Raw genomic sequence first — 25,186 nt, forward strand, 5'->3', positions numbered from 1 at the left:
CGCCAGGCTGGACGGGGCAGCTGCGGTGGCGTGGTACGGGTGGTTTCAACGACACCAACATGATCACCGTCGCCGAGCCTGCCTATGACGCCAACGGTATCGCCACGGTGGAGTTCGACAACATCCCCTGGCTGACCGAAGCCACGATGAATCAGTTCAGACTGGACCTGTCCACCAAACAGGACGCGACGAACTATTACCTGATTGACTGGGTAGCGGTCGGACGGCCAACACCGGGGGCCGGGATGGCGGCGCTGCAGCAGGAAACAACGGCCCGTGTTACTGGCGATCAGGCGGAGGCAACGGCGCGCGAGACGCTGGCGACGCAGATCCGGGGCGGCTATACCGGCGACGACCCGTCAAAACTGGCATCGGGCCTGATGTATACCGAACGCCAGGCGCGCATCACGGCGCAGGAAGCGGAGGTGACAGAGCGGAAGAAACTGGAATCGACCGTCAATGACAACCATGCCTCTGTAACGCAGGAACTGGCAACGCTGACGACAGAGCAGGAGGCTCAGGCCACCACGCTTTCGGGACTGCAGGTTACCGTCGGCAAAAACACCGCTGATATCATTACGGTCACCAAAGCCGTTGCTGATAACAACAAGGCGCAGACCACGGCGCTGGCTGAGGTGAAAGCCACCACTGACCAGAACACGGCTGACATCAGCTCTGAAATCACAGCCCGCACGGATGGTGACAGTGCGCTGGGCCGCCGTATCGACAGTCTGAAGGTTGACGTGGACGGCAACACGGCCAGCAGGGATGCCGGTATTGTAGGCAACGTCACCAATGCGCTCGCCAACTTCATGGCGTTCTCGGATCAGCGCGTGACGTTCGCCGTTGGTGAAACGAAAACGATGGCCGAGATCAGCGACGTCCGGAAGACCTCTGCGGATGCCACAAGTGCCGTGGCGGAGCAGGTCACTACGCTTAAGGCCACGGTAGAGCAAAACGGCCAGACCAATGCTGCAGCCATCACGCGCATTGATAAAGCCGTTACGGATCTGGAGAGCGCCACGGCAACCAGCATTCAGCAGGTGACGGCGTCAATTGGGCAAACCAATGCCAATGTCCAGACGACCAGCCAGGCTGTTGCTGATATCAACGGCAAGCTAAGCGCGCAGTGGGGCGTTAAAGTTCAGGTGGAGGCGAACGGCATCAAACGTATCGCGGGTATCCAGCTGGGCATTGATGCCACAGGCTCCTCTAACTTCCTCGTCAGCGCCGACACGTTCGCGGTTTATAATCCGACGACCACAGGACAGGAGTTGGTGTTCGCAGCGACCGGCGGCCAAATGTTCTTGCGATCGGTGTTTATCCAGGATGGTTCCATTGATAACGCCAAGATTGGCTACCAGATAAGTTCTAATGACTGGAACGATCTCGGCCCATGGGATCCGAATGGGCGCGGCTGGTGTATCCGCAAGGATGGATCGGCTTATTTTAATAGCGTGACAGTCAGAGGGACTGTTTATGCCACCAACGGGAGTTTCAAAGGAAGCATCGAGGCAACCAGCGGGAGCTTCAGGGGCACGGTAGAGGCTACGTCTTTCATAGGGGACGTGGCAAACGTAGGTATAGCGCCGGATGCCTACATATCAGGCGCTGGCGTAGCATCAAGTTCAATTACCTTTACCGACTCATCCTCCTCATCGCTGGATAAATCGGCTCTGCTTGAGGCAATGGTTTATGTCACATCTATCTCTGGCACAACGTCCGTAAATATCACCCTCAACATAAACGGTAATGTCCGCGATATGGGCTCTATTGGCGTGCCAGCTGGAACGGGAGGACTCTGGATAACCGTACGTCACGCAGTACGCAACCTTACGGCCAATGTGATCAACGGGACCATTACTGTTGTTGGCTCGGGCACGGCAGGTAAGCGCATTGCCGCCCCGACACTGACCATTACCCGGGGCACCGGCTCCTTCTCCTGATCCTCATAACCTCAGACCACACAACCCGGCTCCGGCTGGGTTTTTCATTTTAAGGACATCATGAATGGCCACACTTGATGACGATTTAGCAAAAGCCGTCTCGGAAGGGTTTCGCCTGGCGCAAAGCAGTATCATCAACCAGGACCTGATTTTATCGGGTACCGGCGATGTCACCGTAACCCTGGCAGACGGCTCGAAAAAGACGGGTCCCAGCTGGTCAAAGCTGATCGCCCAGGCGGGTGCGGCAGGAACCAGCGCCGCTGCTGCTAAAACATCCGAAGCGAATGCCCTTGCTTCAAAAAATGCGGCCGCATTAAGCGCAACGAACGCTGCAACGTCTGAGGATAATGCACTCGCATCGAAGAATGCTGCCAAAACCTCCGAGACGAACGCCAAGACTTCGGAAAATAACGCAAAGACCTCTGAAAACAACTCAGCCGCCAGCGCCAGCAGTGCCGCAGCATCACTGGCGGCCGCGCAGAAGCTGACATCCGTACCCTATGAGGCAGCGCCGCACCCGGATGTGTGGGTACCGTTCAACGATAGTTTAAAAATGGAAGGTATTGCACCTTACGATACTTTGACTATTTCCGGGAAGTTGTTGGAATTGACATCAAAGTCTGCAACATTCACCCGGTCCACTGCCGGTAGTTATTATGACAAGTCTGGAGTAATGCGAAACGCGGATATTAATGAACCTCGTTTCGAGAAAGAGGGCCTTTTAATTGAGCCTCAGATTACGAACCTGTATACCTATTCAGAGCAGTGGGGTGCAGGTTCACGAGTTACCACAACGAATAATAGCGGCGACTCGCCTCGTGGCGATAAAACGATGGCGCTTATAGTTGAGGATACTGCGAGTTCTGAACACTATACGCAAGACCGTAACATCACTTTAACTGCCGGAACGATTTACTGTTATTCGGTATTTGTTAAAGCTCATACAAACTCTCGTCTTTTATATTTACGCGTCGCAACGGGAACGACATCGGGCGTATTCTTTGACCCGGTTGCAGGAGCTTTCGTTGGTGGCGCTGTCGGTGCTCAATACCTTGATCGTGGTTTTGAAGATCTCGGAAATGGTCTTTACCGTGTTTGGATGGCAGTTACAGCCGGGGCTACTCAGAGTAGCGTGTTCCGTCTGCAACTAGCGAAAGACGGTGTAACCGCAAGCTATGTCGGTGATGGTATCTCTGGTTTATATGTCTGGGGAGCACAGGTAGAAGATAGCCCGTTCCCTACATCGTACATCCCAACGATAGCGGCCACGGTTACGCGTGGGGCTGATTACTGGCAAATCCCGAAAGAAAACTGTGGATATAATTCTCTGGCAAATCTATTTAATCGGACTTTGGCATTTGAGTTTTTCCCTAAGAATTTCCAGGATGCCGCTGGTTATATTGAAATCGTTAAGGTTCAAGGCCCGAGTAATGATATTGCTTGCCGATGGGTTAATGACAACACATTAAAAGCATATCGCAGCAGCGGTGCTATAAGTGTGCCTTGTAAAAAAGGCGAAAGCGGGGTGTTCGCACACGCAATCGAAGGTAACAAAGTATCAACGTTCTACGGGGGTAATACTTCTTCCGCTGATAACGTACAGCCTAACGGCACAACGCAATCCGTTTCTTATATAGGGAACTCAAATCAAACCACATCCGTGAGATTTGTTTATCACATTCGAAATCTGCGCATCTGGCACCGCCTGCTAACCCTTAACCAAATTAATGGACTCCGATAATGAGAGACTTATATCTGCGCTTTAATGACGCCGACGAAATGCGCACGCAGTTAATCGCGGCGGGGTTTATGGATGATGAGGGGCATGGCAGCTTTTATCACCCGAATATCAGCCTGGATATCGTCGGCGTTATCACTGTTCCTGCTGAAGTTATCAATCCCGGTGAAGAAAACGAAGTTATCAAGTACACCACCGAACCCGGCTATCACGCCAATTTGCGGGTCATGAATGACTTGCTCGATTTATCCGGGCTGAACGACTTTGTGGTTACACCGAAAACACCGGCTCGCGTCTGGGCGTAAGGAGTTAAATCATGGCATTGAGAAAAGACACAGTAGCCCTGGCTGCGGCAGACGTAAAGGCACTGAGTAGTGAGTCCGGCGGTGTCGTAAACGGCAACGTACAGGTAACTGGCAAAATGACGGTTAATGCAGGAGGCAGCGTATTTACAGACATTCACACCAGTGCGGGAGGTGGCTGCGGGGTTAATGCGTGGCGGGCTGAATCCAATAATGGGATCGAGCTAAACAACACCCCAAATGATTCCAGTGAAGGAAATTACGTAAACCGGGTATCTGGCGGCTGGTACACTGCCGGCTGGGCGATTGGGGGCGTACGAGGCTCCAGCACTAATATTGACCGGGTGCAAATTAACGTTAACGGTGGGTCATCAGGTTTAAACTCGGCTTTTGTATTCGGTGCTAACGGCAACGCTGGCGGCGGGACATGGAATAATCCCTCTGATGAGCGCCTGAAATACAATATTAAAGATATCGAAAACCCCATAGAAAAAATGAAGTCCTTCCATGGGAAAACCTTCACTTATAAAAAAGGTGATGTTGATTCTGCAGGGTATATCGCTCAGGAAGTGAAAGAGGTTCTACCGGAGGTTGTCGGTGAGGATAATGACGGATTCCTGTCTCTAAACGTCGCGGGAGTTGGAGCGCTTCACCATGAGGCGATCCTGGCACTGATTGAGCGCGTTGAGTATCTGGAAGCTAAGCTCGGTTTGCAGTCAGACGAAAAGTTGGAGGTTCAGCAGTAATCATCAATAGGCAGGGCTTTCTTGATCTGCACTATCTTTAAAACTACTGTATGAATACACAGTAATAATAAATGAGAGGTCACCATGCCCCGCCAATCAGACGTTAACTCGGCTTTCCACGCTGCTATTCAGCTTAACCCCAAAGGTTACCGATGCCTGAGGTCTTCTGACTTCGTTCGGGAACTGGCAAAGGTTCACCATCATTTCACCCTGGTCGATGCCAACGAGTGGATAGAATTCTACCAAACTGGGTTCGTTGACAAGACTCCGGACAATAGCGAGAACCGATACTGGATCTTGCGCACTATGGGGCAAGTGTTCTGATGGGCTTCGTATCTCCAGCCACCGATTATGTCGAGCAGCGCTTGTCTCCGGCCAGCATTTGCACCACGAACGAAAGTCGCATCTTGGAAACGTCAACCGGGTTTGCGGTGGTCGAACCTGTCAGCCGGCTGACGCAGGGGCAGGTGCTGCTGATCCTCAGCGGTGGAAGGACTCAGTTCGCTAAGCTCAGAGGTAGGGCGTTAATCACCGATGATGGCGAGGCGATCGAGGGGGCAGCGGCGGAAGAGGTCGAAGTTATGGGCAGGGTGACATTCTTCATCAACAGTGTCGATGGTGATGGTGATAATTGCCCGGTGTAAGAAGCGGTGCGTGGTAAGGGGGATCAGATGATCCTCCCTAATGAGTTTTAATGTCTGCTATGAGCGAAAAGCGGACGCCCGCATAGCGTAAACAGGCGTCCGATATTTTGAAGTGGGTAGATTAATTAACCCGCTTCCCCGTTTCGTCAATGACCTTCTCGCCATCCTCTTTGGTAAACGCTCCTTTCTGGCCTTCCGGTAGAATATCCAGCACTATTTCTGAAGGGCGGCAAAGACGAGTGCCAAGCGGCGTAACGACAATCGGCCGATTAATCAGGATCGGATGTTGAAGCATGAAATCAATCAACTGCTCATCACTAAATTTCTCTTCATCAAGACCCAGGAGTTCATAAGGCTCAACATTCTTACGCAGTAATGCACGCACCGTAATTCCCATATCTGAAATAAGTTTAATCAGCTCATCACGGGTCGGTGGCGTATCGAGATAATGAATTATCATCGGTTCGTTGCCGCTGTTACGGATCATCTCCAGCGTGTTGCGTGAGGTGCCACAGGCCGGGTTGTGATAGATGGTAATGTTGCTCATATCAGTATCTCATTACAAAGTGACAGAGAGCCGCCACGCCAGAGCGGCCAGAGTGACAAACAGCACCGGCACAGTCATGACAATGCCGGTACGGAAGTAATATCCCCAGGTGATCGTCATATTTTTCCGGGCAAGCACATGCAGCCACAGCAAGGTTGCCAGACTGCCTATCGGGGTGATTTTCGGGCCTAAATCACACCCAATCACATTGGCATAAATCATTGCCTCTTTGACGACGCCAGTCGCCGTACTACCGTCAATCGACAGCGCGCCAATCAGCACCGTCGGCATATTGTTCATCACTGATGAGAGAAATGCCGTCAGGAAGCCGGTGCCGAACGTCGCTGCCCATAACCCCTTGTCTGCCAGCAGATTCAGCACACCAGACAGGTGCTCCGTGAGCCCTGCATTGCGCAGGCCATAGACCACGAGGTACATGCCCAGCGAGAAAATAACGATCTGCCATGGCGCACCGCGCAGGACTTTCCCGGTATTGATGGCATGGCCTCGTTTCGCCACCACAAACAGCACTGCTGCGCCAGCCGCCGCTATCGCACTGACCGGGATCCCCAGCGGCTCCAGAACAAAGAAACCGACAAGCAGCAATAACAGGACAATCCAGCCCGCCCTGAAGGTTGCCGGATCCTTGATTGCACTGGCAGGCTTCTTCAGCAGCGAAACGTCATACGTTGCCGGAATATCCCTGCGGAAGAAGAAATGCAGCATGATCAACGTGGCCGCAATCGCTGCCGCATCCACGGGGATCATAACGGAAGCGTACTGCGTAAAGCCCAGACCGAAGAAGTCCGCCGAGACGATATTAACCAGGTTAGAAACAATGAGCGGCAGGCTGGCCGTATCTGCAATAAATCCTGCAGCCATGACAAAGGCCAGTGTCGTGCCCTGGCTGAACCCCAGAGCGAGCAGCATCGCAATCACAATCGGCGTCAGGATCAGCGCGGCGCCGTCATTGGCAAACAACGCAGCAACAGCGGCACCGAGCAAGACTATCCAGGTGAACAGCAGGCGGCCACGTCCGTTACCCCAGCGGGAGACGTGCAGTGCGGCCCATTCAAAGAAGCCGGACTCATCGAGCAGCAGGCTGATGATGATGACCGCAATAAATGCCGCTGTCGCGTTCCAGACGATATTCCAGACAACGGGAATATCAGCGACATGGATGACACCGGCTCCGAGCGCCAGCACTGCCCCGATACTCGCGCTCCAGCCAATACTCAGGCCTCTGGGTTGCCAGATAACCAGTACCAGCGTCAGTAAAAATATACTCCCTGCCAGAAGCATCTCAGACTCCATCATATATGATTATGTAAATATGTTTTCCTGCCTCAGCAGGAGGTGCAGGCTGATTTATCCAGCCATTCACGCACATCCTCCCGCATACACTGCCAGGACGTTGTGATTGTCTCAGCTGCCCACGCCGGTATGTGGGGTGACAGACGATAGTGGATCCATTTGCCTTCACGACGGTCAAGAACCAGCCCAGCATCGCGAAGGATAGCCATATGTCGCGAGATTTTTGGCTGCGATACGGAGGTGGCCGCGCAGATATCGCAGACGCACAGTTCACCGGACTCCCGGAGAAGCATGACGATGGCAAGCCGTGTTTCATCCGACAGGATTTTGAAAAGCTGAACAGGTTGTAGCATTTATCACTCCGTTCTCTTTAGAATACATATATGTTAAATCATATGTATAAATTTTAAAATCACCTGTTCTCTCCGGAGGAGAAAAATGGAACAATTTCCTGCCTTGAACACCGAATGCTTTGATCAACACATCACGGAACGCCTGCACCTGCAGGAGCCGCCACGGATTCTGATCCTGTATGGCTCAGTAAGAGAGCGCTCCTACAGCCGTTTTGCCGCGGAAGAAGCTGGTCGCCTGCTGACGGCAATGGGCGCGGAGGTAAAACTCTTTAACCCCTCCGGTTTACCCCTGCCGGATGATGCGCCGGACACGCACCCTAAAGTCACCGAGCTACGCGGTCTGGTCAGATGGTGTGACGGGATGGTGTGGAGTTCTCCGGAACGGCACGGGGCTATGAGCGCAGTTATGAAGGCGCAGATTGACTGGATACCCTTAAGTGAAGGCGCGGTTCGTCCTTCACAGGGCAAAACACTTGCGGTAATGCAGGTCTGCGGTAGTTCCCAGTCCTTCAATGCAGTGAACCAGATGCGTATTCTGGGCCGCTGGATGCGGATGTTTACGATCCCCAACCAGTCTTCCGTAGCCAGGGCATGGCAAGAGTTCGACGAAAACGGCCGAATGAAACCTTCGTCATGGTATGACCGCATCGTCGATGTAGCCGAGGAGCTGTTTAAAATCACACTGCTGCTTAAGGGACAAACCGGTTATCTTGCGGATCGTTACAGCGAGCGAAAAGAGAGCCATCTGGAGCTTTCATCCCGTGTCAATCAGGACAAAATATAACGTCTGTTCTTCGTGAATCCATACTGCATGAGCTTAACAACGTCCGCTATTGGCACTTAACAGACAAATAGTTATGAGCGAGTAAGGCGCTCTTAGCCTTTAAAAGTGGTTATCAAAACACTAAGCATTTATCGCAAAAACAAAGGGTTATTAAGCAGATCAAACAAGCCATAAAATCTGTTTTTGTGTTATCATTGTTATAGAAAGTAATGACTTACAACGATTGCGTGGAACTACTGCTGCGTCATATGGAATGGTTCGAAGCCGCAGACCTGATCGTTAAAGGTATGGAAGGCGCGATCAATAACAAGACCGTGACCTATGACTTCGAACGTCTGATGGAAGGCGCTAAGCTGCTGAAATGTTCAGAGTTTGGTGACGCGATCATCGAAAACATGTAATCCTTATTCTGGGTTGTATGCGAACGGGAGCCTGATGGCTCCCGTTTTTTATTAGCATTCTTGCGCTGCTGCGGATGCCCTACCTTCTTACTCCCTCTTTGTCTCTTTTATTGATGCCATGAATGGCTAATATCGCAACGTCCGGACAGACGTGCTGATGCACATCCGTCGTCGCGTTTGAATAACAAACACAGGCTTACCCGAACATCGCAAAAAAGGAGATATGCATGAAGCGTCCAAACTGGTTTCAGGTTTCTGCTGAGGGTGGAAAGGCTATGGGAGCACTTCATCATTACGCTACTACCGGGACAGATTTGCCTGCCGATCTGATTCATCTGGTTTTTTTACGTGTTTCACAGATTAACGGTTGTGCGCACTGCATTGATATACATACGCGCGACCTTATCAAGAGCGGCATGTCCGTCGAAAAATTGGTCCTGGTGCCGGTGTGGCGAGAAGCGACCTACCTTTTCTCGGATGTGGAGCAAGCTGCGCTTGCATGGGCAGAAGAAGTTACCCTTATCAGTGAAACACACGCTTCTGATGAAGCCTATTCCGCAGCGCTTGCTCTATTTGGTGAAAAAAATCTGGTTGAACTGACCATTGTGATTGCCACCATGAATGCCATCAATCGGATGGGCATCAGTTTCCGCATGAAGCCGCTCGCTAAAGCCTGAAATCATACCCGTTGGTTTAGTTTCACTTTGTGCGTACAGCAGATCTTAGCCAGACCGCAGAGGGCTCAAATAAATGAGCCCTGAATTTAGCTGGAGGTTGATAAATCCCGTTATTTTAATTTGAAACCGCGCTGCATGACCGTTTCGCGTAAATTGATTCGCCCGCCGAGATAATCCATGCTGGTCGCGGAATCAACGACGGAGCCGGCCCAGGTTTTGTCGCGCATATTCTGGCGACGACGAAATGCCTGATATGCATTTTCATAGCCTTCAAGGTACGAGCGATAACGATCCTGTTGGTATTGATTGTAATGGAGCAACATTGGCTGAGCCGGTCGCGGGCGAATGCTGCTGGTTCTGGCTCTGTCGGGCCACCCGGTTGCCATGCCAAACGTGACAAAGCTGTACTCAGGCAGGTTGATGATTTCCGCCACCTCTTTAGCGATATTACGCATCACCCCGAGATAGACTATTCCTAAGCCTATGGATTCCGCTGCAACGGCAGCGTTCTGGGCGGCAAGCGCGGCATCAATCGATGCCATCAGAAAAGAGTCGAGGTAGTCGAGCACAACAGGTTCTTTACCGGCATCTTTTGTTATTCCTGCCCCTCTCGACAGATCTGCTACCCAGAGGAGCAGCGCGGGTGCTTCCTCAATCCACGGGATACGGTCCACGGGCACCGAACGTGCTACGGTATCTGAAATACGCTGTTTAAGCGCCGGGTCCGTAACGGCTACCAGGCTCCACTGATTCAGGGCAGAGGAGTTTGAGGCTGATTGCGCCGCAGCGACCATGGTCTCAATTGCCCCATCCGGGAGAGGTTCAGGCAAAAATGTCCTGACAGATTTATGGCCCAGCAGGGCTTCAACTTGTGGCGTCCAGATAATGTTGTCTGGTTTGGGTTGCTCAACACCGTATCGGGCCTCCAGCAACGCCTGTTGTTTTGCAGTAACGTCAGTCATGGTTTTACTCTCCTTCGGCAAATTTCATAACCGCAGGATAGCTGGAGTTGCCACACGGATAAGCCCCCCATTTACGACTTCAGTTTCCATGTGTGTGCACAATCAGTTGGCATACTTTAAAATAGAGGCATGGATCATCTGTTAGCTATACGCATATTCCAGCGCATCGTAGAGACGCGCTCTTTCACAAAGGCCGCAGCACACCTGGATTTGCCGCGCTCCACTGTCAGTAAGAATCTGAAATCATTAGAGGAACATATAGGCACTAAGCTGATACAGCGCACGACACGTACTGTCACCTTAACGACTGAGGGTGCCGAGTATTACAGAAGGATCAGTAAGCTCGTCACTAAACTTGATGAAACCGAAGGTGCCATTCGGGATATGGGCGCCGCCGCGAAAGGAAGGCTGCGCATTGATCTTCACTCCTCGCTGGCGAATTTTGTCCTGATGCCGGTACTCGAAGAGTTTCGTGAACGCTATCCCCATATACAGCTGGCGCTTGGGGTGGGCGATCGCCCGGTGAATCTCATAGAGGAAGGTGTTGACTGCGCCATTCGCGCAGGTGAGCTGACGGATTCTTCTCTGATTGCGCGAACGCTGTATAAAGATCGCTTAATCACCTGTGCAAGCCCCGGCTACCTGAAACAATATGGTGTGCCGAGGAAACTGACGGACCTTGAAAATGGACATAAAATCGTCGGCTATTTCAGTGCTGCAACCGGTGAGGCCTGGCCGCTGCGTTTCATGAGCAGGGGAGGCGAAAAACAGTTGGCAGCATTTGATATCGCCGCGAATGACAGTGCCGCGCTGATAAGTATGCTTGTTCACGGTATGGGCATCGGGCAAACACATGCTTCCGTAAGCCGTCGCTTTATAGCATCGGGTGAACTTGTTCCTGTTCTTGAAGACGTTACGCACAGACAATTTCCTGTCTCTATTATTTACCCGCCAACAAAGCCGTTAAATGGCCGATTGAGAATATTCATCGACTGGATGATTGAGAGATTTTCTGGAAATAGTGCCTGGTAGGAAGTCGTTTTTTATGGTTACGCAGGAGGAATAATGCTTGATGATACAGCGCTTCGCCGCATTGCCGCAGGTGAACTCTCCGCGGTTACGCCAGCAGAGCTTGCCGCCGAACTTCTGACCCTCCGCCAGGAGAACGCCCGCCTGAAGCAGCTTCTCGCAACCGAAGTGAAGCTCCCTTATGTCAGCGCCAGCCCGGTGTGCGATATCGAGGCCGGATACGCGGCAGGCGTCACCGACAGCAAGGAGGCGATACGTCGGGCAGGGTTTTTAATCGAAGGGGATGATTAACAGATGAAACCCGGCGGGATGCCGGGTCTGCTCACGTTAAAACCAGTTAAATTTGTCCGAAAGTATAAGCAACAAGGAACTGGCACAAACAAGGTTAATACAAATCACGAATCTGCTGGAAACATTCATGTTATCAATACCATTATGGCTGTACTGGGATTGTGCTAATAAGCGTAATCGCAAATTCCAGAACGTCAAATCGCAAGATAACAGGCAAAAAAAAGCCCACGAAACGTGGGCAAGTAATACTGGAAGCAATGTGAGCAATGTCGTACTGAATACCTGAGTGATTTGCTCAACTATTCAGTGTTGAGAAAGATAATGTTTCTCATTAACGATTGCAACCCCATCTTTTGTGTGGGACGCCCTTTGTGGACTTAATCTTAAAATCTTCACGTGATGGCTATCACAAACTTGCATTTCTGAATCCTGTGCTAAGCTTTCTGTGTACTTGATTTGACGACAAAAACCATACAGAGAGGAAAGCAGTTATGGGAATCATATCCTGGATTATCTTTGGGCTTATTGCAGGTATTCTGGCGAAGTGGATCATGCCGGGCAAAGATGGCGGTGGGTTCATCGTTACGGTCATTCTGGGCATCATCGGTGCCGTAGTGGGTGGCTGGATCAGTACCCTGTTCGGATTCGGCAGAGTCGATGGCTTTAACTTCGGCAGCTTTATGGTTGCAGTAATTGGTGCGCTGGTGGTGCTGTTTATTTACCGTAAGGTAAGAAGCTAACCCGACACACTTCAGAAAAAAGACCGCCAATGGGCGGTCTTTTTTCGCGATTTACCACCAGCCTAACTGGCTTCCGGCCACGGCCACAATGGCGACAATCAGCATGATAATCGTCGTTTTTCTCATTTATCCCCCAGGCGCAGCGTAGCCGCCGATAAAAAACCACGTTAAAAACACCACCGCCGTGATAAAAATCACGATCGGGAACAGAATACCAAGCCGCATGCTATCACCTGTCCTGAAATACCAAACCCGTCGAGTGTACGGGGTTAATCGATATTGAGAAAGGGCGTTTTCCGTTTCCCTTTTTTATCGCTGTACATGGCGGCGTCGGCTGTCCGCAGCGCGCTATCGGCATCCAGTTTGGCAGGATCCACCTCAATCACCCCCAGGCTGGCACCCGGGTAGACCAGATGCACATCCCCCAGCCAGTACTCCCCGGCGATCTGCGCGCTTAGTTGTCTCTTCAGCACCGTCAGCGACGTCTGCTCACCGCTTTCGCTATCATTACTCAAGCAGGCCACCAGGAACTCGTCGCCACCCAGCCTGCCGACGATATCATCCTCGTCGCGTCCGTCGTTGAGGCGCTTGCCCACCTCAACCAGGAACCGATCGCCCGCCTCATGACCAAAGCGATCGTTAATGAGCTTAAAATTATCCAGGTCGATGTAGGCGATAATGGCGTTGCGGTTCATATGGCGCGCGAGCGAGAAGAGGGTTGTGAGGTTCTCGAAGATGGCGCGGCGGTTCGGCAGGCCAGTAAGGGCATCGGTATAGGAGTAAGCAATCAGAGCGGCGTTGGCTTCGCGTAACTGCCGGAGCAGCGACTCTTTCTCAATGTACTGGGCGATAAGCCCGGCGAAGAGCTGTAAAACCTGCTCGCCGCGTTCGCTCAGCGGCTGTTTAAGGGTGCTGGTGGCGCACAGCGTGCCATAGAGCGAACCATCCGTCAGATGGACCGGGATACTCACGTAAGTGGTGATACCCAGCGCTTTTGCCGCGTCGCAGTCCGCAAAGCGTTCAGGTACGTTATCGCTATAGAAGCAGTCGGAGTCGATCGCCCGTTTACACAGCGTATCCCCCCAGGGAACGCTGAGCCCTTCCGGGATTTGCATCTGTTTGCTGTTTCTGGCGTAGAGAATATGCTGCAGCCGGGCGTTGATATCAATTTTGGTAAGGTAGGTGGACTCCATGCCAGTCACTATCTCAAGCATTTCGAGCAGCTGACGCACCAGGCCCTCAAGTGATTGCTCAGTGCTGAGCGTTTCTGAAACACGGGCAAGAATAATATCCGACATGACGCTGCTCAACTCCCCTTACAGATGATTTCTGTACCTGTCTGATTTGCTCAAAGATTGACGGCGGATAGTAAAACATGAATTAACAACATTTCATATATTCAGGCGAGGAACGTCACATTCTGGAGGAAAAAGCCCCGGCGCAGGGCCGGGGAAAATAACAGCTTGATTACGGAATGATGTTCTCTGGTCTTTGCGAGAACGACATCACTATAGCGAGGAAAGATGTCGCCAGAATGAAGAAATCATGGAGAAAGATTAACCGCTCCCCCTGGTGACAGGGCAGACCGGCTGAGATAAACTTTGCTAAGATAATTCTTAAACTCTCAGTATCCAGCACGAGGAAGTATGTTCCAGTTAAATCCGGGCAGCCTGGCGATGGTTATCGGCGCCCGCACGCCAGCAGGTCGTCGCAATATTGGTAAATCTGTGGAGCTGTTTAGCCTCTGTCAGCCGGGGCAGCGTTTTTTAAACCCGGTCAACGGCGTGGTGACCGAGCTGCCGCGAGGGGCAGAACGTCCCCTGTGGCTGGTGACCGGTGATGTCTGGTCGGTGGATAACCAGCACGGCTTTGCGTTTGTTCGCCCGGAACACCTGATGCCGCTCACTCCTGAAGAGGCGCCTGAAACTCTCGACGCGCTGATGCTGGACTGAATTACAGCTCACGCAGCCAGTCGGCTAACACCAGCGCGTGATTTTGCTCCCGGTCTTTCGCGCCATAGAGCAGCGTCACGGTCTGGTTGTCTGCCAGACGGGCAATGCGCCGCCCCTCATCCTCCTGCAACGCCAGCTCCTGACGATAAAGTTTGCTGAAGCTGGCGAAATCGATCGCCTCACTGTGAAAGTCCTTGCGGAGTCCATTGGAAGGCGCCAGCGTTTTACACCACTCATCGCACGCTAACGCCGCCTTTTTAATGCCCCGCGGCCAGAGCCGATCCACCAGTATACGGTAGCCATCATTCTGGTCTGCTTCGTCATACAGTCGTTTGCACTGAATCATTCTCTTGCTCCTTAATCCGGGTGATGCGGTGCTGGCGGTCACGATCGTAACGCTATCACAGGTTGGCTTTCCGCTTTCGCCCACTTATTTTAAGGTGTTGTGATATCAACGAAAGATCGGTAGTCTGACGCGCCTTATGTTATCTGATATTTATCTGGCATAAGGATCACTCTATGGAACTCTCGGCCCGAAAAGATACTCTCCGAATTGCGCTGGTCGGCGACTACAATCATGACGTGCCGGCTCACCAGGCGATCCCTCTCGCCATTGATGATGCCGCCGCGGTGCTGGACATTACCGCCGACTACGACTGGCTGGCCACCACCGAATTAAGCAGCCCGGAAGACCTGGTCGGCTACGACGCGATCTGGCTGGTTCCTGCAAGTCCTTATAAAAATGCTGACGCTGCGTTCATTGCGGCGCGGTATGCCCGTGAGAACAGCGTGCCGTTTCTGGGCACCTGCGGCGGATTTCAGCATGCGCTCATTGAATATGCGCGTAACGTTCTGGGCTGGCAGGATGCCGCCCACGCAGAAACCGATACCGTAGGGCGAATGGTCATTGCCCCACTGACCTGCTCGCTGGTGGAGGTCGCCGATACCATTGAACTACGCGCCAACACCCTGATCGCTAAAGCCTATGGTCAGGAGGAGATTGAGGAAGAATATCGCTGCAATTATGGCGTTTCGCCTGAATTTGCACAGGAGCTGGAGAAGGGCGATATGCGCGTCACCGGCTGGGACGCGCAGGGGGAGATCCGCGCCATTGAACTGGTCACCCATCCGTTCTTTGTGGCGACGCTGTTCCAGCACGAGCGCGCAGCCCTTGCAGGGCGTCCTGCGCCGCTGGTGCAGGCGCTGCTTCGCGCGGCACAGAGTTACTGAATAAAAGGGCTTAGCCGGCTGTGATCTCCCGGTCACGCCCGGCAAGGATCCCGCACACGGCCATGATGACTGACACCAGCGCACAGGCCAGCAGCGGGATCCGCCAGTCGCCGTTGGCATCATGGATTTTACCCATCAGCGGCGGGCCACATGCGGCAAGCAGATAGCCGACCGATTGCGCCATCCCGGAAAGGGCTGCCGCCTGATGGGCCGAACTGGCGCGCAGGCCAATAAACGTCAGGCCGAGGATCATCGTGGCACCGGAGCCAAAGCCAAAAATCAGCGTCCACATCACCGCCATCGTCGGCACAAACCACAGCCCGGCAGCACTTACCGCACACATCATCGCCGCCAGTCCGGCGATACCGCGCTGATCTTTCAGGCGAAGCAGGATCAGCGGCACGACAATTCCCGGTGCCGCGGTCGCCAGCTGTAACAACCCGTGCAGGGAACCCGCCTCGGTTTCGCTGTATCCGTGACTCTGTAGGATCGCCGGAAGCCAGCCAATAATTACATAGTAAATCAGCGAGTTAATCCCCAGAAACAGCGTCACCTGCCAGGCCAGTGCGGAACGCCAGATGCCCCGGCTGTGCAGGGCGCGGGCGCCGCTCAGGGAACCGGCAGGGCGCTGACGCCATTGCGGGAGCCACAGCAGCAGGGCCAGCAGAGGAAATACCATCAGCATTAACAGCGCGCCGTGCCAGCCCGCGCCGCTCAGGGCAACTGGCACCACCAGCGCCGAGCCCAGCGCGGCGGCAGCTCCCATGGTCAGGGAGTACGCCCCGGTAAGTTTCGCCACCTGGCCGGGGAAATCACGTTTGATCAGCCCCGGCAGCAGGACGTTGCCCAGCGCAATACCGCAGCCAATGATGGCGGTGCCGCCAAACAGCAATGCTGAAGAGGGAAGCGAACGCAAGGCAATCCCAGCGATGATCAGCAGCAGGGCGATAAAGAGGCTGCGCTCCATTCCGATGCGCCGGGCGAGGCCAGCCGCCAGCGGCGAAATCAGCGCAAAGGCCAGCAGGGGAAGGGTGGTAAGCAGCCCGGTCTGGGCGGTGGTCAGGGCATAATCTGTACGAATAGCATCCAGCAGCGGCGCTGCACCGGTAAAGGTCACCCGCAGTGAGGTGGCAATCATCAGGATCCCGGCAATCAACAGCGCTCGCTGTTTGCCGGTAGCAGAAAGGGCAAGGGTCATGGGAATCTCTTACGTCGAAATGAGGCTACAGGATACGCATTTTCACCGTGGTTGAAATCAAGCTAAAATGACAGATTATCGCTAATATCGGACAAAATGATGCCTGGACTCGGCCTTGCGGGATACGATCCCGACAGCCAGCACGATCCTGCGGTGGCGTTTCATGTGCGCGTGGTGGAAGACGAGCAGCGCATTCCGTTCCACCAGCACCGCAAAGGTCAGCTGATCCTCGCCCTGCACGGGGCCATTACCTGCGAGGTGGAAAATGCCATGTGGATGGTGCCCCCGCAGTTCGCCGTCTGGATCCCCGGCCTGCTGCCGCACAGCAATAAGGCCACGCCCAGCGCCCGCCTCTGCTTTTTGTTTATTGAACCTGGCGCGGTATCGATGCCGGACCGCTGCTGCACCCTGAAAATTTCACCTCTGGTGCGGGAGTTGATCCTGACCCTGGCGGAGCGCAGCCCCGCTGAGCAGGAGCCTGCCACCCGGCGGCTGGTGCAGGTGTTGTTTGATGAGCTGCCCCGACAGCCGCAGGAGCAGTTGCAGCTCCCGGTATCCACGCACCCCAAAATCCGCCTGATGAGTGACACCATGGCCGAATCGCCTGCCGCCTGGCAGACGCTGCACCAGTGGGCGCGCCATTTTGCGATGAGTGAGCGCAATCTCGCCCGGCTGGTGGTCAGCGAAACCGGGCTCAGCTTTCGCCGTTGGCGGCATCAGCTCCAGCTGATTGTCGCCCTGCAAGGGCTCATTAGCGGGCAGTCGGTGCAGCAGGTGGCGCAAAACCTGGGTTATGACTCCACCACGGCGTTTATCACGATGTTCAAAAAGGGGCTGGGCCAGACCCCGGCCCGGTATGTCGCCAGCCTCGCTACGACTTCCCGATAAACAACGACACCAGCCCGGCGGCGATCAGCGGGCCGACCGGGACGCCGCGGAAGAGCGCCACGCCCAGCACCGTACCCACCAGCAGGCCGGCGACCAGCGTGGGCTGGGAGCTCATCAGCGTAACGCCGCGACCGCCAAGCCAGGAGACAAATACCCCCACGGCAATAGCGATCAACGATTTCCAGTTCATAAAAGCATGGATAAGCGTAGAGGCCGGTAAAGTGCCGCTGGCAATGGGGGCCATCACCCCGATGGTCAGGATGATGATCCCCACGGTTAGTCCTTGTTTTTCAATCCACGGGAAAAAACCGCTAAGCGGCGTCACGCGGACGATGATCAGCACCAGAATTGATATTGCGACCGTGGTGTTATGGCTGATAAAGCCCAGCGCGGCCAGGCCCAGAAGAATGAGCAGGGTAGGGTCAAACATGTGGTATTCCTTGCCAAAATAGAAAAGTAAGCCTGCTTACTTTACGTGCTCGCGCGCCGGTAAAAAGGGTTTTGTGCAAAAAAGAGTGTGATTTGGGCGATTGCCTGAAGTAGAGATGCGGGGCGGACTAACGCCAATGAACAGGCGTGTCAGAGGCGGGAAAATGGCGTACTTTTCGAACAATCACCGCTGACGTTAAGTATCAGCAAAACCAACAACATGACAATTTTCAACTTTTTTCTACAGCTCTTATTCTCTTCAAGCAGCGTTGTTCCGGTGTACACACTTCTGCAAAATTTACGTCAGTTTATGTGCCTGCTCGTTAAGCACTTTCGTTAACGAAAGGATTCGGTTTGGCAGCGGTACACCACGCCACTCTTCGCTCAGGCACAGCAATGAAAAAATTAACGTTTAACCCCCATCCCCTGGCTCTGGCGCTGATGACCCTCTTTTCCGGCGCAGCGCTTGCCACGGACACTATCAGCACAGCGCCGGTTAACGATCAGGATGTGATCACCGTGACGGCCCCGGTTCTTTCTCCACTTGAAGTTGTCACGTCGCCTAAAACTCCGCGCCAGCCGGTGCCAGCCAGTGACGGCTCGGATTACCTTAAAACCATCCCCGGCTTTAGCCAGATCCGTAACGGCGGCAGCAATGGCGATCCGGTATTTCGCGGCATGTTTGGCTCGCGTCTTCGCCTGCTGACCAACGACAGCGAAATGCTGGGCGCCTGTCCGGCGCGAATGGATGCGCCAAGCTCGTACATATCGCCGGAAAGCTACGATCTGCTGACGGTCACCAAAGGGCCGGAAACCGTGCTCTGGGGGCCGGGGAACTCCGCCGGGACGGTACGCTTCGAACGTGAACCGCCCCGTTTTGACAGCGCCGGCATCAAGGGCGACGCCAGCTTCCTCGCCGCTTCGAATGACCGCTTTGATGAAAATGCCGATGTCAGCTTTGGTAACGAGACGGGTTATGTACGTCTCAACGGCAATAAATCGAAATCGGGCGACTACAAAGACGGTAACGGCGACCGCGTGGCCTCGAAATGGGACAAGTGGAACACCGATCTGGCCATCGGCTGGACCCCGGATGCGGATACGTTACTGGAACTCACCGCCGGTCAGGGGGATGGCGACGCAAGCTATGCCGGGCGCGGCATGGACGGATCCCAGTTCAAGCGCGAAAGCCTGGGCCTGCGCTTTAAGAAAGAGAATATCGGCGACGTTTTCGATTCCCTGGAGATGAGCGCCTATTACAACTACGCCAACCACATCATGGACAACTACTCCATGCGCTCCCCCGGCACCCCGGATTCCGGCTCCATGAACGGCATGCCGATGGGATCGATGGATATGTCGATGCCGATGGAAAAACAGGTCGATCGTCGCACCGTCGGCGGCAGGATGTTGGGGACCTGGCTATGGTCAGATTTCCAGCTGCAAAGCGGGCTGGATATGCAGACCAACACCCATCGCAGTAATGAAGATGATGAGGACAAAGGCTGGCAGGAGGATGCACGTTTTCACGATTACGGCGCGTTCAGCGAGCTGACGTGGAATGCGACCGATCTGAGTAAAGTGATTGGCGGCGCGCGTCTGGATAAGGTCGAAGTGGATAACTATACCGGCATCGGCAGCGACAGCCGCGAGGATACCCTTCCGGCGGGCTTCCTGCGCGTGGAGCATAATCTGGGCACGGCACCGGCGATGGTCTACGCCGGGCTCGGTTATACCGAACGTTTCCCCGATTACTGGGAGCTGTTTTCGCCTACCTATGGCCCGGACGGCACCTCGGATGTTTTTGATAATCTCAAACCAGAGCAAACCACCCAGCTTGACCTCGGCGCCCAGTACAAAGGCGAGCGTACCACCGGGTGGATCTCCGCCTACGTCGGGCGCATTAACGACTTTATCCTGTTTAGCTACGATCCAAACGATTCCCACGTCAGCCAGGCCGACAACGTGGATGCCACCATTATGGGCGGGGAGATGGGTGCCTCGTATCAGCTGAGCGATCAGTGGAAAACCGATGCCACCCTTAACTACTCCTGGGGAGAGAACACGGACGATCACCAGCCGCTGCCGCAAATGCCGCCGCTGGAGGCACGTCTTGGCCTCACGTGGGAGCAGGGCGACTGGAGTTCAACCGGCCTGCTGCGCATGGTGAGCCCGCAGCATCGGGTGGCGATGAACGAAGGTAACGTGGTCGGGAAAGATTTCGATCAGAGCGCTGGCTTTGCCATTCTCTCCGCCAACGCAGCATGGAAGGTGAATAACTACCTGAAGCTGAGCAGCGGCGTCGATAACCTGCTGGACAAGAACTACAGCGAACACCTGAACCTGGCGGGGAACAGCAGCTTTGGCTACTCCTCCGACACGCCGGTAAACGAACCGGGTCGAACCGTGTGGGCTAAAATGAACGTTACGTTCTGACAGAGAGCTAACGTAAAACCGCCGGTCAATGACCGGCGGTGGCGTTAACTGTTGCTGGTGGCAGATTGCTTATGGAAAAGCTCTCTGAATACCGGATAGATATCGTCCTGGTCGCGAATGTGCTGCATCGCGAAGTTGTCAAACGTGCTTTGCAGATGTTCATACTCACGCCACAGCGTCTGGTGGGCGCGGCGGGTGATCTCGATATAGCTGTAGTAACGCACCACAGGCAGCAATTTTTTCGCCAGAATTTCATGGCACAGCGGCGAATCGTCTGCCCAGTTATCACCATCCGACGCCTGAGCAGCATAGATGTTCCACTGCGCCGGATCGTAACGCTCTTTCACCACTTCATCCATCAGCTTCAGGGCACTGGAAACGATAGTCCCGCCCGTCTCCTGTGAGTAGAAGAACTCATGCTCATCCACCTCCTTGGCCTGGGTGTGATGGCGAATATAGACCACTTCCACGTTCTTATAGGTTCGGCTCAGGAAGAGATAGAGCAGAATATAAAAGCGCTTGGCCATATCTTTGGTGGCCTGATCCATCGAGCCGGAAACGTCCATCAGGCAGAACATCACCGCCTGGCTTGAAGGCTCAGGACGCTTTTCATAGTTCTTGTAACGCAGGTCAAAGGTGTCGATAAACGGCACGCGCTCGATTTTGGCGCGCAGTTCAGCGATCTCTTTGCGTAAACGCTCCTCTTCCAGCAGCTGCGCTGGCTCGCTTTTTGCCACGATATCCAGGCTTGCTTCCAGCTCGCGCAGTTCACGCCGTTTGCCCGCGGTCATGGCGGTACGGCGCGCCAGTGAGTTCTGCAGCGAACGCACCACGCTGATATTTGCCGGCACGCCGTTGGCGGTAAAACCGGCCCGGTGGGTTTTGTATTCGTTTAACTGACGATGCTGGTTCTTCTTCAGATTCGGCAGGGCCAAATCTTCAAACAGCAGATCCAGATACTCATCCTTGGAGATCTGAAACACAAACTCGTCCTGACCTTCACCATCCTGGCTGGCCTGGCCTTGACCACTGCCGCCGCCACCGCCGCCCCCTTGTGGACGCTCAATACGGTCATTTTGCACAAAATGGTCATTACCGGGATGAACGCGATGGCGCAAACCACCGCGTCCCTGATGGAACATCGGTTCGCTAATATCATCCGTCGGGATAGAGACGGACTCCCCGCTGTCTACGTCGGTCACCGAACGCTTGTTAATGGCCTCGGAGATCGACTGTTTGATTTGCGCTTTATAACGACGCAAGAAGCGCTGGCGATTCACCGTGCTCTTGTTTTTGCCGTTAAGACGCCGGTCAATAAACCAGGTCATATGCCCCCCGTACTGCATTTGCCAACTTTCAGTGCCCGTAAGTGCCGGATAGCGCTGACGCTTATCCGGCCTACGGAACATTGTTGTAGGCCCGGCAAGCTACATGCCGCCGGGCTTTTTGGGCTGTTAAGACGACTTACGCACGCGCAGGTACCATTCGCAGAGCAGGCGAACCTGTTTGCGGGTGTAGCCTTTCTCCATCATGCGGTCGACAAAATCGTCGTGCTTTTTCTGCTCGTCAGTTGAGGTTTTGGCATTGAACGAAATGACCGGCAACAGCTCTTCGGTATTGGAGAACATTTTCTTCTCAATCACGGTGCGCAGTTTTTCGTAGCTGGTCCAGTTTGGATTCCGTCCGCTGAAGTTCGCTCTGGCGCGCAGCACGAAGTTGACGATCTCATTACGGAAGTCTTTCGGGTTACTGATCCCGGCAGGCTTCTCGATTTTTTCCAGTTCCGCATTCAGTGACTCGCGGTCAAACAGCTGGCCGGTATCCGGGTCGCGGTACTCCTGATCCTGGATCCAGAAATCGGCATAGGTGACATAGCGGTCAAAAATGTTCTGCCCGTATTCGGAGTAAGATTCCAGATAGGCGGTCTGGATCTCTTTGCCAATAAACTCGGCGTATTTCGGAATCAGATAGCCTTTCAGGAACTCCAGATAACGTTCAGCCTGCTCCTGTGGGAACTGTTCACGTTCAATCTGCTGCTCCAGTACGTAGAAGAGGTGTACCGGGTTAGCGGCCACTTCGGTGTGGTCAAAGTTGAACACACGGGAGAGGATTTTGAACGCGAAACGCGTGGAGAGACCGTTCATCCCTTCATCGACACCGGCGTAGTCACGATACTCCTGATAGGATTTCGCTTTCGGGTCGGTATCTTTCAGGCTTTCACCGTCGTAAACACGCATTTTCGAGTAGATGCTGGAGTTTTCTGGCTCTTTCAGGCGCGACAGGATTGAGAAGCGCGACAGCGTTTCCAGGGTCCCCGGGGCGCAAGGGGCATGAACCAGCTCACTGTGGTTCAGCAGTTTTTCATAAATCTTGATCTCTTCGGAGATCCGCAGGCAATAAGGCACTTTGACGATGTAAACACGGTCAAGGAAGGCCTCGTTGTTTTTATTGTTTCTGAACTGAACCCATTCAGATTCGTTGGAGTGCGCCAGGATAATGCCGTTAAACGGCAGGGCGGAAATACCTTCCGTCCCGTTGTAGTTACCTTCCTGGGTTGCCGTCAACAGCGGATGCAGCACCTTAATCGGCGCTTTAAACATCTCGACGAACTCCATAATCCCTTGGTTGGCGCGGCACAGCGCACCGGAATAGCCGTATGCGTCAGGATCGTTTTGCGCGTGGTTTTCCAGTTTACGGATATCCACTTTACCCACCAGCGCAGAGATATCCTGGTTGTTCTCATCACCTGGTTCAGTTTTGGCAATCGCAATCTGCTCCAGAATGGATGGCCATACTTTCACCACGCGGAATTTGGTGATATCACCGCCAAATTCATGCAGGCGTTTCGCTGCCCACGGCGACATGATCGTCCCGAGATAGCGGCGAGGAATGCCGTACTCTTTATCCAGTATCTGCGCATCTTCCTGCGGGTTAAACAGGCACAGCGGATGGTCGTTAACCGGGCTGCGTTCACCGTTGGCGCTCAGCACGTAAATCGGCACGCGCTGCATCAACGATTTCAGCCGCTCGGCCAGCGAGGATTTACCGCCGCCAACGGGACCCAACAGATACAAAATCTGTTTCTTCTCTTCCAGACCCTGAGCAGCATGTTTCAGATAAGAGACAATCTGCTCGATGGCATCTTCCATGCCGTAAAATTCTTCAAACGCAGGATATCGGGCGACGACCCGATTCGAAAACAGACGGGAAAGCCGTGGCTCCTGGGCGGTATCAACCATATTTGGCTCACCGATAGCCATCAATAGTCGTTCCGCCGCATTGGCATAAGCACTGCGATCTTGCCGGCAGATGGTAAGAAACTCCTGCAGTGTGAACTCTTCGTCCTTGGCAGCTTCATAACGCTGGCGATAGTGATCGAATATATTCATGGCATGCCGTCCTTTCGTTTTTTAGCACAGGAAAAGAGCCGTTCATATGAATAGTAGAGGCTCCCGGAAGCGGGATCCGTTGCACCTCACTGCCAGAGCAGCAACCCGTGTGCCAGGTCGGGCGGCTGAAACTGCGGGGTGATCAGGTATTCAGCTTCTTAAAATTAAGCGTAGATGGCATTTGCAAAACTTGCATGTATGCAAAAACTAATTTCAATGACATATCAATAACTCATCCAAAAAAATAGCCAAATCTTAAACGTCAAACACACTTCTTTCACTGAACGGTAATACGCGTGACAGCGTTTCGTCATCTGCCGCAAACAAAATAGTCGGTTAATCAAAATGATTAGGAGACAAAAAATTTTGAGCAATGGGGGGGATGACGGTTACACTTCACACGCTGATTATTTGACTACAGGAAAGAATGGATTGTGACCAAACTCAAACTTCTGGCACTGGGGATTATCGTTGCCACCTCAGTGAGTACAGCATACGCGGAGAATCAGTGGTCAATTGGTGCTGGTGTCGGCGTAATCAATAGCCCTTATAAACAGTACGATCGTGATTTTTACCCGGTTCCGGTTATTACCTATGAAGGCGATAACTTCTGGTTCCGTGGGCTGGGCGGTGGCTACTATCTGTGGAACGACCAGACCGACAAACTCTCCATCATGGCTTATTACGACCCGACGCACTTCAAGCCAGGCGACAGCGATAACTATCGGCTTCGCCAGCTCGACAAACGTAAGAGCACCATGATGGCGGGCGTTTCCTGGGTCCATAACACCGAATACGGTTTCCTGCGCACCGCCCTGGCTGGCGACACGCTCGACAACAGCAACGGTTATATCTGGGATCTGGCGTGGTTGTACCGTTATACCAACGGCGGGCTGACGCTCACCCCGGGTATTGGTCTGGAGTACAGCAGCGACAACTACAACGACTACTATTATGGCGTGTCCCATAAAGAATCACGCCGCAGCGGTCTGCATAGCTATGACGCAGACGATGGCTGGAGCCCGTACCTGGAGCTGACCGCCAGCTATAAATTTGCCTCTGACTGGAACGTCTACGCTACGGGCCGTTATAACCGCCTGAGTGACGAGGTGAAGGATAGCCCGATGGTCGATAAGTCCTGGACCGGTCTGATGTCGATGGGTGTGACTTACAGTTTCTGATTGTGCATT

The 25,186-nt window shown here is 53.6% G+C and carries 28 protein-coding genes and 1 pseudogene; 16 read left to right on the plus strand and 13 right to left on the minus strand.

The genetic code is table 11. The features are described 5' to 3' along the window. Window positions 1-863: 863 nt before the first annotated feature. The 5 genes from GNG26_RS22640 to GNG26_RS08820 all read left to right on the plus strand — a co-directional run bounded on the left by GNG26_RS22640 (window position 864) and on the right by GNG26_RS08820 (window position 5,376). Window positions 864-1,946 (plus strand): DUF1983 domain-containing protein, encoded by a 1,083-nt coding sequence (locus tag GNG26_RS22640; protein WP_231604309.1) that lies wholly within the window; start codon window positions 864-866, stop codon window positions 1,944-1,946. Between the two features lie 64 nt (window positions 1,947-2,010). Continuing rightward, complete coding sequence (locus GNG26_RS08805) at window positions 2,011-3,687, plus strand: hypothetical protein (protein ID WP_156238439.1); 1,677 nt, start codon at window positions 2,011-2,013, stop codon at window positions 3,685-3,687. Beyond that, a complete protein-coding gene (locus GNG26_RS08810; protein ID WP_156238440.1) occupies window positions 3,687-3,989 on the plus strand; it encodes a hypothetical protein in 303 nt (100 codons plus the stop codon). The genes GNG26_RS08805 and GNG26_RS08810 overlap by 1 nt, the downstream gene beginning before the upstream one ends. Before the next feature lie 11 nt (window positions 3,990-4,000). Then, window positions 4,001-4,732, plus strand: coding sequence for a tail fiber domain-containing protein (locus GNG26_RS08815; protein WP_156238441.1), 732 nt, complete (start codon window positions 4,001-4,003; stop codon window positions 4,730-4,732). A 323-nt stretch (window positions 4,733-5,055) separates the two neighbouring features. Next, window positions 5,056-5,376 carry a hypothetical protein gene (locus GNG26_RS08820; RefSeq protein WP_156238442.1) on the plus strand — a complete coding sequence of 107 codons (321 nt, stop codon included), beginning with the start codon at window positions 5,056-5,058 and terminating at the stop codon, window positions 5,374-5,376. A 121-nt stretch (window positions 5,377-5,497) separates the two neighbouring features. On the opposite strand, the gene arsC is transcribed toward GNG26_RS08820, so the two are convergent. The 3 genes from arsC to GNG26_RS08835 are packed head-to-tail and all read right to left on the minus strand — an operon-like array spanning window position 5,498 to window position 7,590. After that, on the minus strand, window positions 5,498-5,923 hold the full coding sequence (gene arsC / locus GNG26_RS08825) for a glutaredoxin-dependent arsenate reductase (RefSeq protein ID WP_156238007.1): 426 nt from the start codon (window positions 5,921-5,923) through the stop codon (window positions 5,498-5,500). A 12-nt stretch (window positions 5,924-5,935) separates the two neighbouring features. Next, on the minus strand, window positions 5,936-7,225 hold the full coding sequence (locus tag GNG26_RS08830; protein WP_156238006.1) for an arsenic transporter: 1,290 nt from the start codon (window positions 7,223-7,225) through the stop codon (window positions 5,936-5,938). Between the two features lie 44 nt (window positions 7,226-7,269). Next, a complete protein-coding gene (locus GNG26_RS08835) occupies window positions 7,270-7,590 on the minus strand; it encodes a transcriptional regulator (RefSeq protein WP_156238005.1) in 321 nt (106 codons plus the stop codon). Window positions 7,591-7,675: 85 nt separating this feature from the next. Here GNG26_RS08835 and arsH point away from each other — a divergent pair, with 85 nt between their 5' ends. The 3 genes and pseudogenes from arsH (at window position 7,676) to GNG26_RS08850 (ending at window position 9,452) form a co-directional block, all read left to right on the plus strand. Continuing rightward, window positions 7,676-8,374 carry an arsenical resistance protein ArsH gene (gene arsH / locus GNG26_RS08840; protein WP_156238443.1) on the plus strand — a complete coding sequence of 233 codons (699 nt, stop codon included), beginning with the start codon at window positions 7,676-7,678 and terminating at the stop codon, window positions 8,372-8,374. Between the two features lie 230 nt (window positions 8,375-8,604). Further along, window positions 8,605-8,775: pseudogene (locus GNG26_RS08845) on the plus strand (isocitrate/isopropylmalate family dehydrogenase); the annotation flags it as partial. A 227-nt stretch (window positions 8,776-9,002) separates the two neighbouring features. Further along, a complete protein-coding gene (locus GNG26_RS08850) occupies window positions 9,003-9,452 on the plus strand; it encodes a carboxymuconolactone decarboxylase family protein (protein WP_103823797.1) in 450 nt (149 codons plus the stop codon). Window positions 9,453-9,562: 110 nt separating this feature from the next. On the opposite strand, the gene GNG26_RS08855 is transcribed toward GNG26_RS08850, so the two are convergent. Continuing rightward, on the minus strand, window positions 9,563-10,414 hold the full coding sequence (locus GNG26_RS08855; protein ID WP_156238445.1) for a nitroreductase family protein: 852 nt from the start codon (window positions 10,412-10,414) through the stop codon (window positions 9,563-9,565). A gap of 129 nt (window positions 10,415-10,543) precedes the next feature. On the opposite strand from GNG26_RS08855, the gene GNG26_RS08860 reads away from it, so the two are divergent. Continuing rightward, the gene (locus GNG26_RS08860) at window positions 10,544-11,446 is read left to right on the plus strand and encodes a LysR family transcriptional regulator (protein WP_156238446.1); all 903 of its coding nucleotides are present in this window, start codon (window positions 10,544-10,546) and stop codon (window positions 11,444-11,446) included. Between the two features lie 33 nt (window positions 11,447-11,479). Further along, complete coding sequence (locus tag GNG26_RS08865) at window positions 11,480-11,734, plus strand: hypothetical protein (RefSeq protein WP_156238447.1); 255 nt, start codon at window positions 11,480-11,482, stop codon at window positions 11,732-11,734. A gap of 36 nt (window positions 11,735-11,770) precedes the next feature. Here the strand turns inward: GNG26_RS08865 and yncL are convergent, their stop codons facing one another. Further along, window positions 11,771-11,863 carry a stress response membrane protein YncL gene (yncL, locus tag GNG26_RS22810; RefSeq protein ID WP_071886459.1) on the minus strand — a complete coding sequence of 31 codons (93 nt, stop codon included), beginning with the start codon at window positions 11,861-11,863 and terminating at the stop codon, window positions 11,771-11,773. Between the two features lie 362 nt (window positions 11,864-12,225). Between yncL and GNG26_RS08875 the strand changes: the two genes are divergently transcribed. Further along, window positions 12,226-12,474 carry a GlsB/YeaQ/YmgE family stress response membrane protein gene (locus tag GNG26_RS08875; RefSeq protein WP_032617669.1) on the plus strand — a complete coding sequence of 83 codons (249 nt, stop codon included), beginning with the start codon at window positions 12,226-12,228 and terminating at the stop codon, window positions 12,472-12,474. Between the two features lie 51 nt (window positions 12,475-12,525). Here the strand turns inward: GNG26_RS08875 and yoaJ are convergent, their stop codons facing one another. Genes yoaJ through GNG26_RS08890 form a run of 3 tightly spaced genes read right to left on the minus strand, consistent with a single transcriptional unit; the run spans window position 12,526 to window position 13,772 of the window. Next, window positions 12,526-12,600, minus strand: a complete 75-nt coding sequence (gene yoaJ / locus GNG26_RS22815; RefSeq protein ID WP_073885218.1) for a protein YoaJ — start codon at window positions 12,598-12,600, stop codon at window positions 12,526-12,528. Then, on the minus strand, window positions 12,601-12,699 hold the full coding sequence (locus GNG26_RS08885) for a YoaK family small membrane protein (RefSeq protein WP_103179242.1): 99 nt from the start codon (window positions 12,697-12,699) through the stop codon (window positions 12,601-12,603). 44 nt (window positions 12,700-12,743) lie between these two features. After that, the gene (locus tag GNG26_RS08890) at window positions 12,744-13,772 is read right to left on the minus strand and encodes a sensor domain-containing diguanylate cyclase (protein WP_156238448.1); all 1,029 of its coding nucleotides are present in this window, start codon (window positions 13,770-13,772) and stop codon (window positions 12,744-12,746) included. Between the two features lie 348 nt (window positions 13,773-14,120). On the opposite strand from GNG26_RS08890, the gene GNG26_RS08895 reads away from it, so the two are divergent. Continuing rightward, on the plus strand, window positions 14,121-14,426 hold the full coding sequence (locus tag GNG26_RS08895; RefSeq protein ID WP_103179244.1) for a hypothetical protein: 306 nt from the start codon (window positions 14,121-14,123) through the stop codon (window positions 14,424-14,426). Window position 14,427: 1 nt separating this feature from the next. Here the strand turns inward: GNG26_RS08895 and GNG26_RS08900 are convergent, their stop codons facing one another. Continuing rightward, on the minus strand, window positions 14,428-14,772 hold the full coding sequence (locus tag GNG26_RS08900) for a DUF488 domain-containing protein (protein WP_156238449.1): 345 nt from the start codon (window positions 14,770-14,772) through the stop codon (window positions 14,428-14,430). A gap of 173 nt (window positions 14,773-14,945) precedes the next feature. On the opposite strand from GNG26_RS08900, the gene GNG26_RS08905 reads away from it, so the two are divergent. Then, on the plus strand, window positions 14,946-15,656 hold the full coding sequence (locus tag GNG26_RS08905) for a CTP synthase (RefSeq protein ID WP_156238450.1): 711 nt from the start codon (window positions 14,946-14,948) through the stop codon (window positions 15,654-15,656). 10 nt (window positions 15,657-15,666) lie between these two features. On the opposite strand, the gene GNG26_RS08910 is transcribed toward GNG26_RS08905, so the two are convergent. Further along, window positions 15,667-16,854, minus strand: coding sequence for a CynX/NimT family MFS transporter (locus tag GNG26_RS08910; RefSeq protein ID WP_156238451.1), 1,188 nt, complete (start codon window positions 16,852-16,854; stop codon window positions 15,667-15,669). 96 nt (window positions 16,855-16,950) lie between these two features. On the opposite strand from GNG26_RS08910, the gene GNG26_RS08915 reads away from it, so the two are divergent. Beyond that, window positions 16,951-17,742 (plus strand): helix-turn-helix transcriptional regulator, encoded by a 792-nt coding sequence (locus GNG26_RS08915; protein ID WP_103179248.1) that lies wholly within the window; start codon window positions 16,951-16,953, stop codon window positions 17,740-17,742. Here GNG26_RS08915 and GNG26_RS08920 read toward each other — a convergent pair. Next, a complete protein-coding gene (locus GNG26_RS08920; protein ID WP_103179249.1) occupies window positions 17,726-18,172 on the minus strand; it encodes a DUF441 domain-containing protein in 447 nt (148 codons plus the stop codon). The genes GNG26_RS08915 and GNG26_RS08920 overlap by 17 nt on opposite strands. Before the next feature lie 395 nt (window positions 18,173-18,567). On the opposite strand from GNG26_RS08920, the gene GNG26_RS08925 reads away from it, so the two are divergent. Then, window positions 18,568-20,607 (plus strand): TonB-dependent copper receptor, encoded by a 2,040-nt coding sequence (locus tag GNG26_RS08925; protein ID WP_156238452.1) that lies wholly within the window; start codon window positions 18,568-18,570, stop codon window positions 20,605-20,607. A 44-nt stretch (window positions 20,608-20,651) separates the two neighbouring features. On the opposite strand, the gene GNG26_RS08930 is transcribed toward GNG26_RS08925, so the two are convergent. Together GNG26_RS08930 and yeaG are read right to left on the minus strand one after the other, a co-directional pair. Further along, window positions 20,652-21,935: a YeaH/YhbH family protein gene (locus GNG26_RS08930; protein ID WP_103823926.1), complete on the minus strand. Its 1,284-nt coding sequence runs from the start codon at window positions 21,933-21,935 to the stop codon at window positions 20,652-20,654. A 126-nt stretch (window positions 21,936-22,061) separates the two neighbouring features. Continuing rightward, window positions 22,062-23,996 carry a protein kinase YeaG gene (gene yeaG, locus GNG26_RS08935; RefSeq protein WP_103179251.1) on the minus strand — a complete coding sequence of 645 codons (1,935 nt, stop codon included), beginning with the start codon at window positions 23,994-23,996 and terminating at the stop codon, window positions 22,062-22,064. A gap of 434 nt (window positions 23,997-24,430) precedes the next feature. Here yeaG and GNG26_RS08940 point away from each other — a divergent pair, with 434 nt between their 5' ends. Beyond that, the gene (locus GNG26_RS08940; RefSeq protein ID WP_114315265.1) at window positions 24,431-25,177 is read left to right on the plus strand and encodes a MipA/OmpV family protein; all 747 of its coding nucleotides are present in this window, start codon (window positions 24,431-24,433) and stop codon (window positions 25,175-25,177) included. Window positions 25,178-25,186 lie beyond the last annotated feature (9 nt).

The sequence above is a fragment of the Leclercia sp. J807 genome (assembly GCF_009734465.1).
Classification (GTDB): domain Bacteria; phylum Pseudomonadota; class Gammaproteobacteria; order Enterobacterales; family Enterobacteriaceae; genus Enterobacter.

Excerpts from the sequence above, each read along its gene's own strand:
- GNG26_RS22640 (WP_231604309.1), top strand. The coding sequence starts at position 864 with ATGGCCGAGATCAGCGACGTCCGGAAGACCTCTGCGGATGCCACAAGT.
- GNG26_RS08805 (WP_156238439.1), top strand. The coding sequence starts at position 2,011 with ATGGCCACACTTGATGACGATTTAGCAAAAGCCGTCTCGGAAGGGTTT.
- GNG26_RS08810 (WP_156238440.1), top strand. The coding sequence starts at position 3,687 with ATGAGAGACTTATATCTGCGCTTTAATGACGCCGACGAAATGCGCACG.
- GNG26_RS08815 (WP_156238441.1), top strand. The coding sequence starts at position 4,001 with ATGGCATTGAGAAAAGACACAGTAGCCCTGGCTGCGGCAGACGTAAAG.
- GNG26_RS08820 (WP_156238442.1), top strand. The coding sequence starts at position 5,056 with ATGGGCTTCGTATCTCCAGCCACCGATTATGTCGAGCAGCGCTTGTCT.
- arsC (WP_156238007.1), bottom strand. The coding sequence starts at position 5,923 with ATGAGCAACATTACCATCTATCACAACCCGGCCTGTGGCACCTCACGC.
- GNG26_RS08830 (WP_156238006.1), bottom strand. The coding sequence starts at position 7,225 with ATGCTTCTGGCAGGGAGTATATTTTTACTGACGCTGGTACTGGTTATC.
- GNG26_RS08835 (WP_156238005.1), bottom strand. The coding sequence starts at position 7,590 with ATGCTACAACCTGTTCAGCTTTTCAAAATCCTGTCGGATGAAACACGG.
- arsH (WP_156238443.1), top strand. The coding sequence starts at position 7,676 with ATGGAACAATTTCCTGCCTTGAACACCGAATGCTTTGATCAACACATC.
- GNG26_RS08850 (WP_103823797.1), top strand. The coding sequence starts at position 9,003 with ATGAAGCGTCCAAACTGGTTTCAGGTTTCTGCTGAGGGTGGAAAGGCT.
- GNG26_RS08855 (WP_156238445.1), bottom strand. The coding sequence starts at position 10,414 with ATGACTGACGTTACTGCAAAACAACAGGCGTTGCTGGAGGCCCGATAC.
- GNG26_RS08860 (WP_156238446.1), top strand. The coding sequence starts at position 10,544 with ATGGATCATCTGTTAGCTATACGCATATTCCAGCGCATCGTAGAGACG.
- GNG26_RS08865 (WP_156238447.1), top strand. The coding sequence starts at position 11,480 with ATGCTTGATGATACAGCGCTTCGCCGCATTGCCGCAGGTGAACTCTCC.
- yncL (WP_071886459.1), bottom strand. The coding sequence starts at position 11,863 with ATGAATGTTTCCAGCAGATTCGTGATTTGTATTAACCTTGTTTGTGCC.
- GNG26_RS08875 (WP_032617669.1), top strand. The coding sequence starts at position 12,226 with ATGGGAATCATATCCTGGATTATCTTTGGGCTTATTGCAGGTATTCTG.
- GNG26_RS08885 (WP_103179242.1), bottom strand. The coding sequence starts at position 12,699 with ATGCGGCTTGGTATTCTGTTCCCGATCGTGATTTTTATCACGGCGGTG.
- GNG26_RS08890 (WP_156238448.1), bottom strand. The coding sequence starts at position 13,772 with ATGTCGGATATTATTCTTGCCCGTGTTTCAGAAACGCTCAGCACTGAG.
- GNG26_RS08895 (WP_103179244.1), top strand. The coding sequence starts at position 14,121 with ATGTTCCAGTTAAATCCGGGCAGCCTGGCGATGGTTATCGGCGCCCGC.
- GNG26_RS08900 (WP_156238449.1), bottom strand. The coding sequence starts at position 14,772 with ATGATTCAGTGCAAACGACTGTATGACGAAGCAGACCAGAATGATGGC.
- GNG26_RS08905 (WP_156238450.1), top strand. The coding sequence starts at position 14,946 with ATGGAACTCTCGGCCCGAAAAGATACTCTCCGAATTGCGCTGGTCGGC.
- GNG26_RS08910 (WP_156238451.1), bottom strand. The coding sequence starts at position 16,854 with ATGACCCTTGCCCTTTCTGCTACCGGCAAACAGCGAGCGCTGTTGATT.
- GNG26_RS08915 (WP_103179248.1), top strand. The coding sequence starts at position 16,951 with ATGATGCCTGGACTCGGCCTTGCGGGATACGATCCCGACAGCCAGCAC.
- GNG26_RS08920 (WP_103179249.1), bottom strand. The coding sequence starts at position 18,172 with ATGTTTGACCCTACCCTGCTCATTCTTCTGGGCCTGGCCGCGCTGGGC.
- GNG26_RS08925 (WP_156238452.1), top strand. The coding sequence starts at position 18,568 with ATGAAAAAATTAACGTTTAACCCCCATCCCCTGGCTCTGGCGCTGATG.
- GNG26_RS08930 (WP_103823926.1), bottom strand. The coding sequence starts at position 21,935 with ATGACCTGGTTTATTGACCGGCGTCTTAACGGCAAAAACAAGAGCACG.
- yeaG (WP_103179251.1), bottom strand. The coding sequence starts at position 23,996 with ATGAATATATTCGATCACTATCGCCAGCGTTATGAAGCTGCCAAGGAC.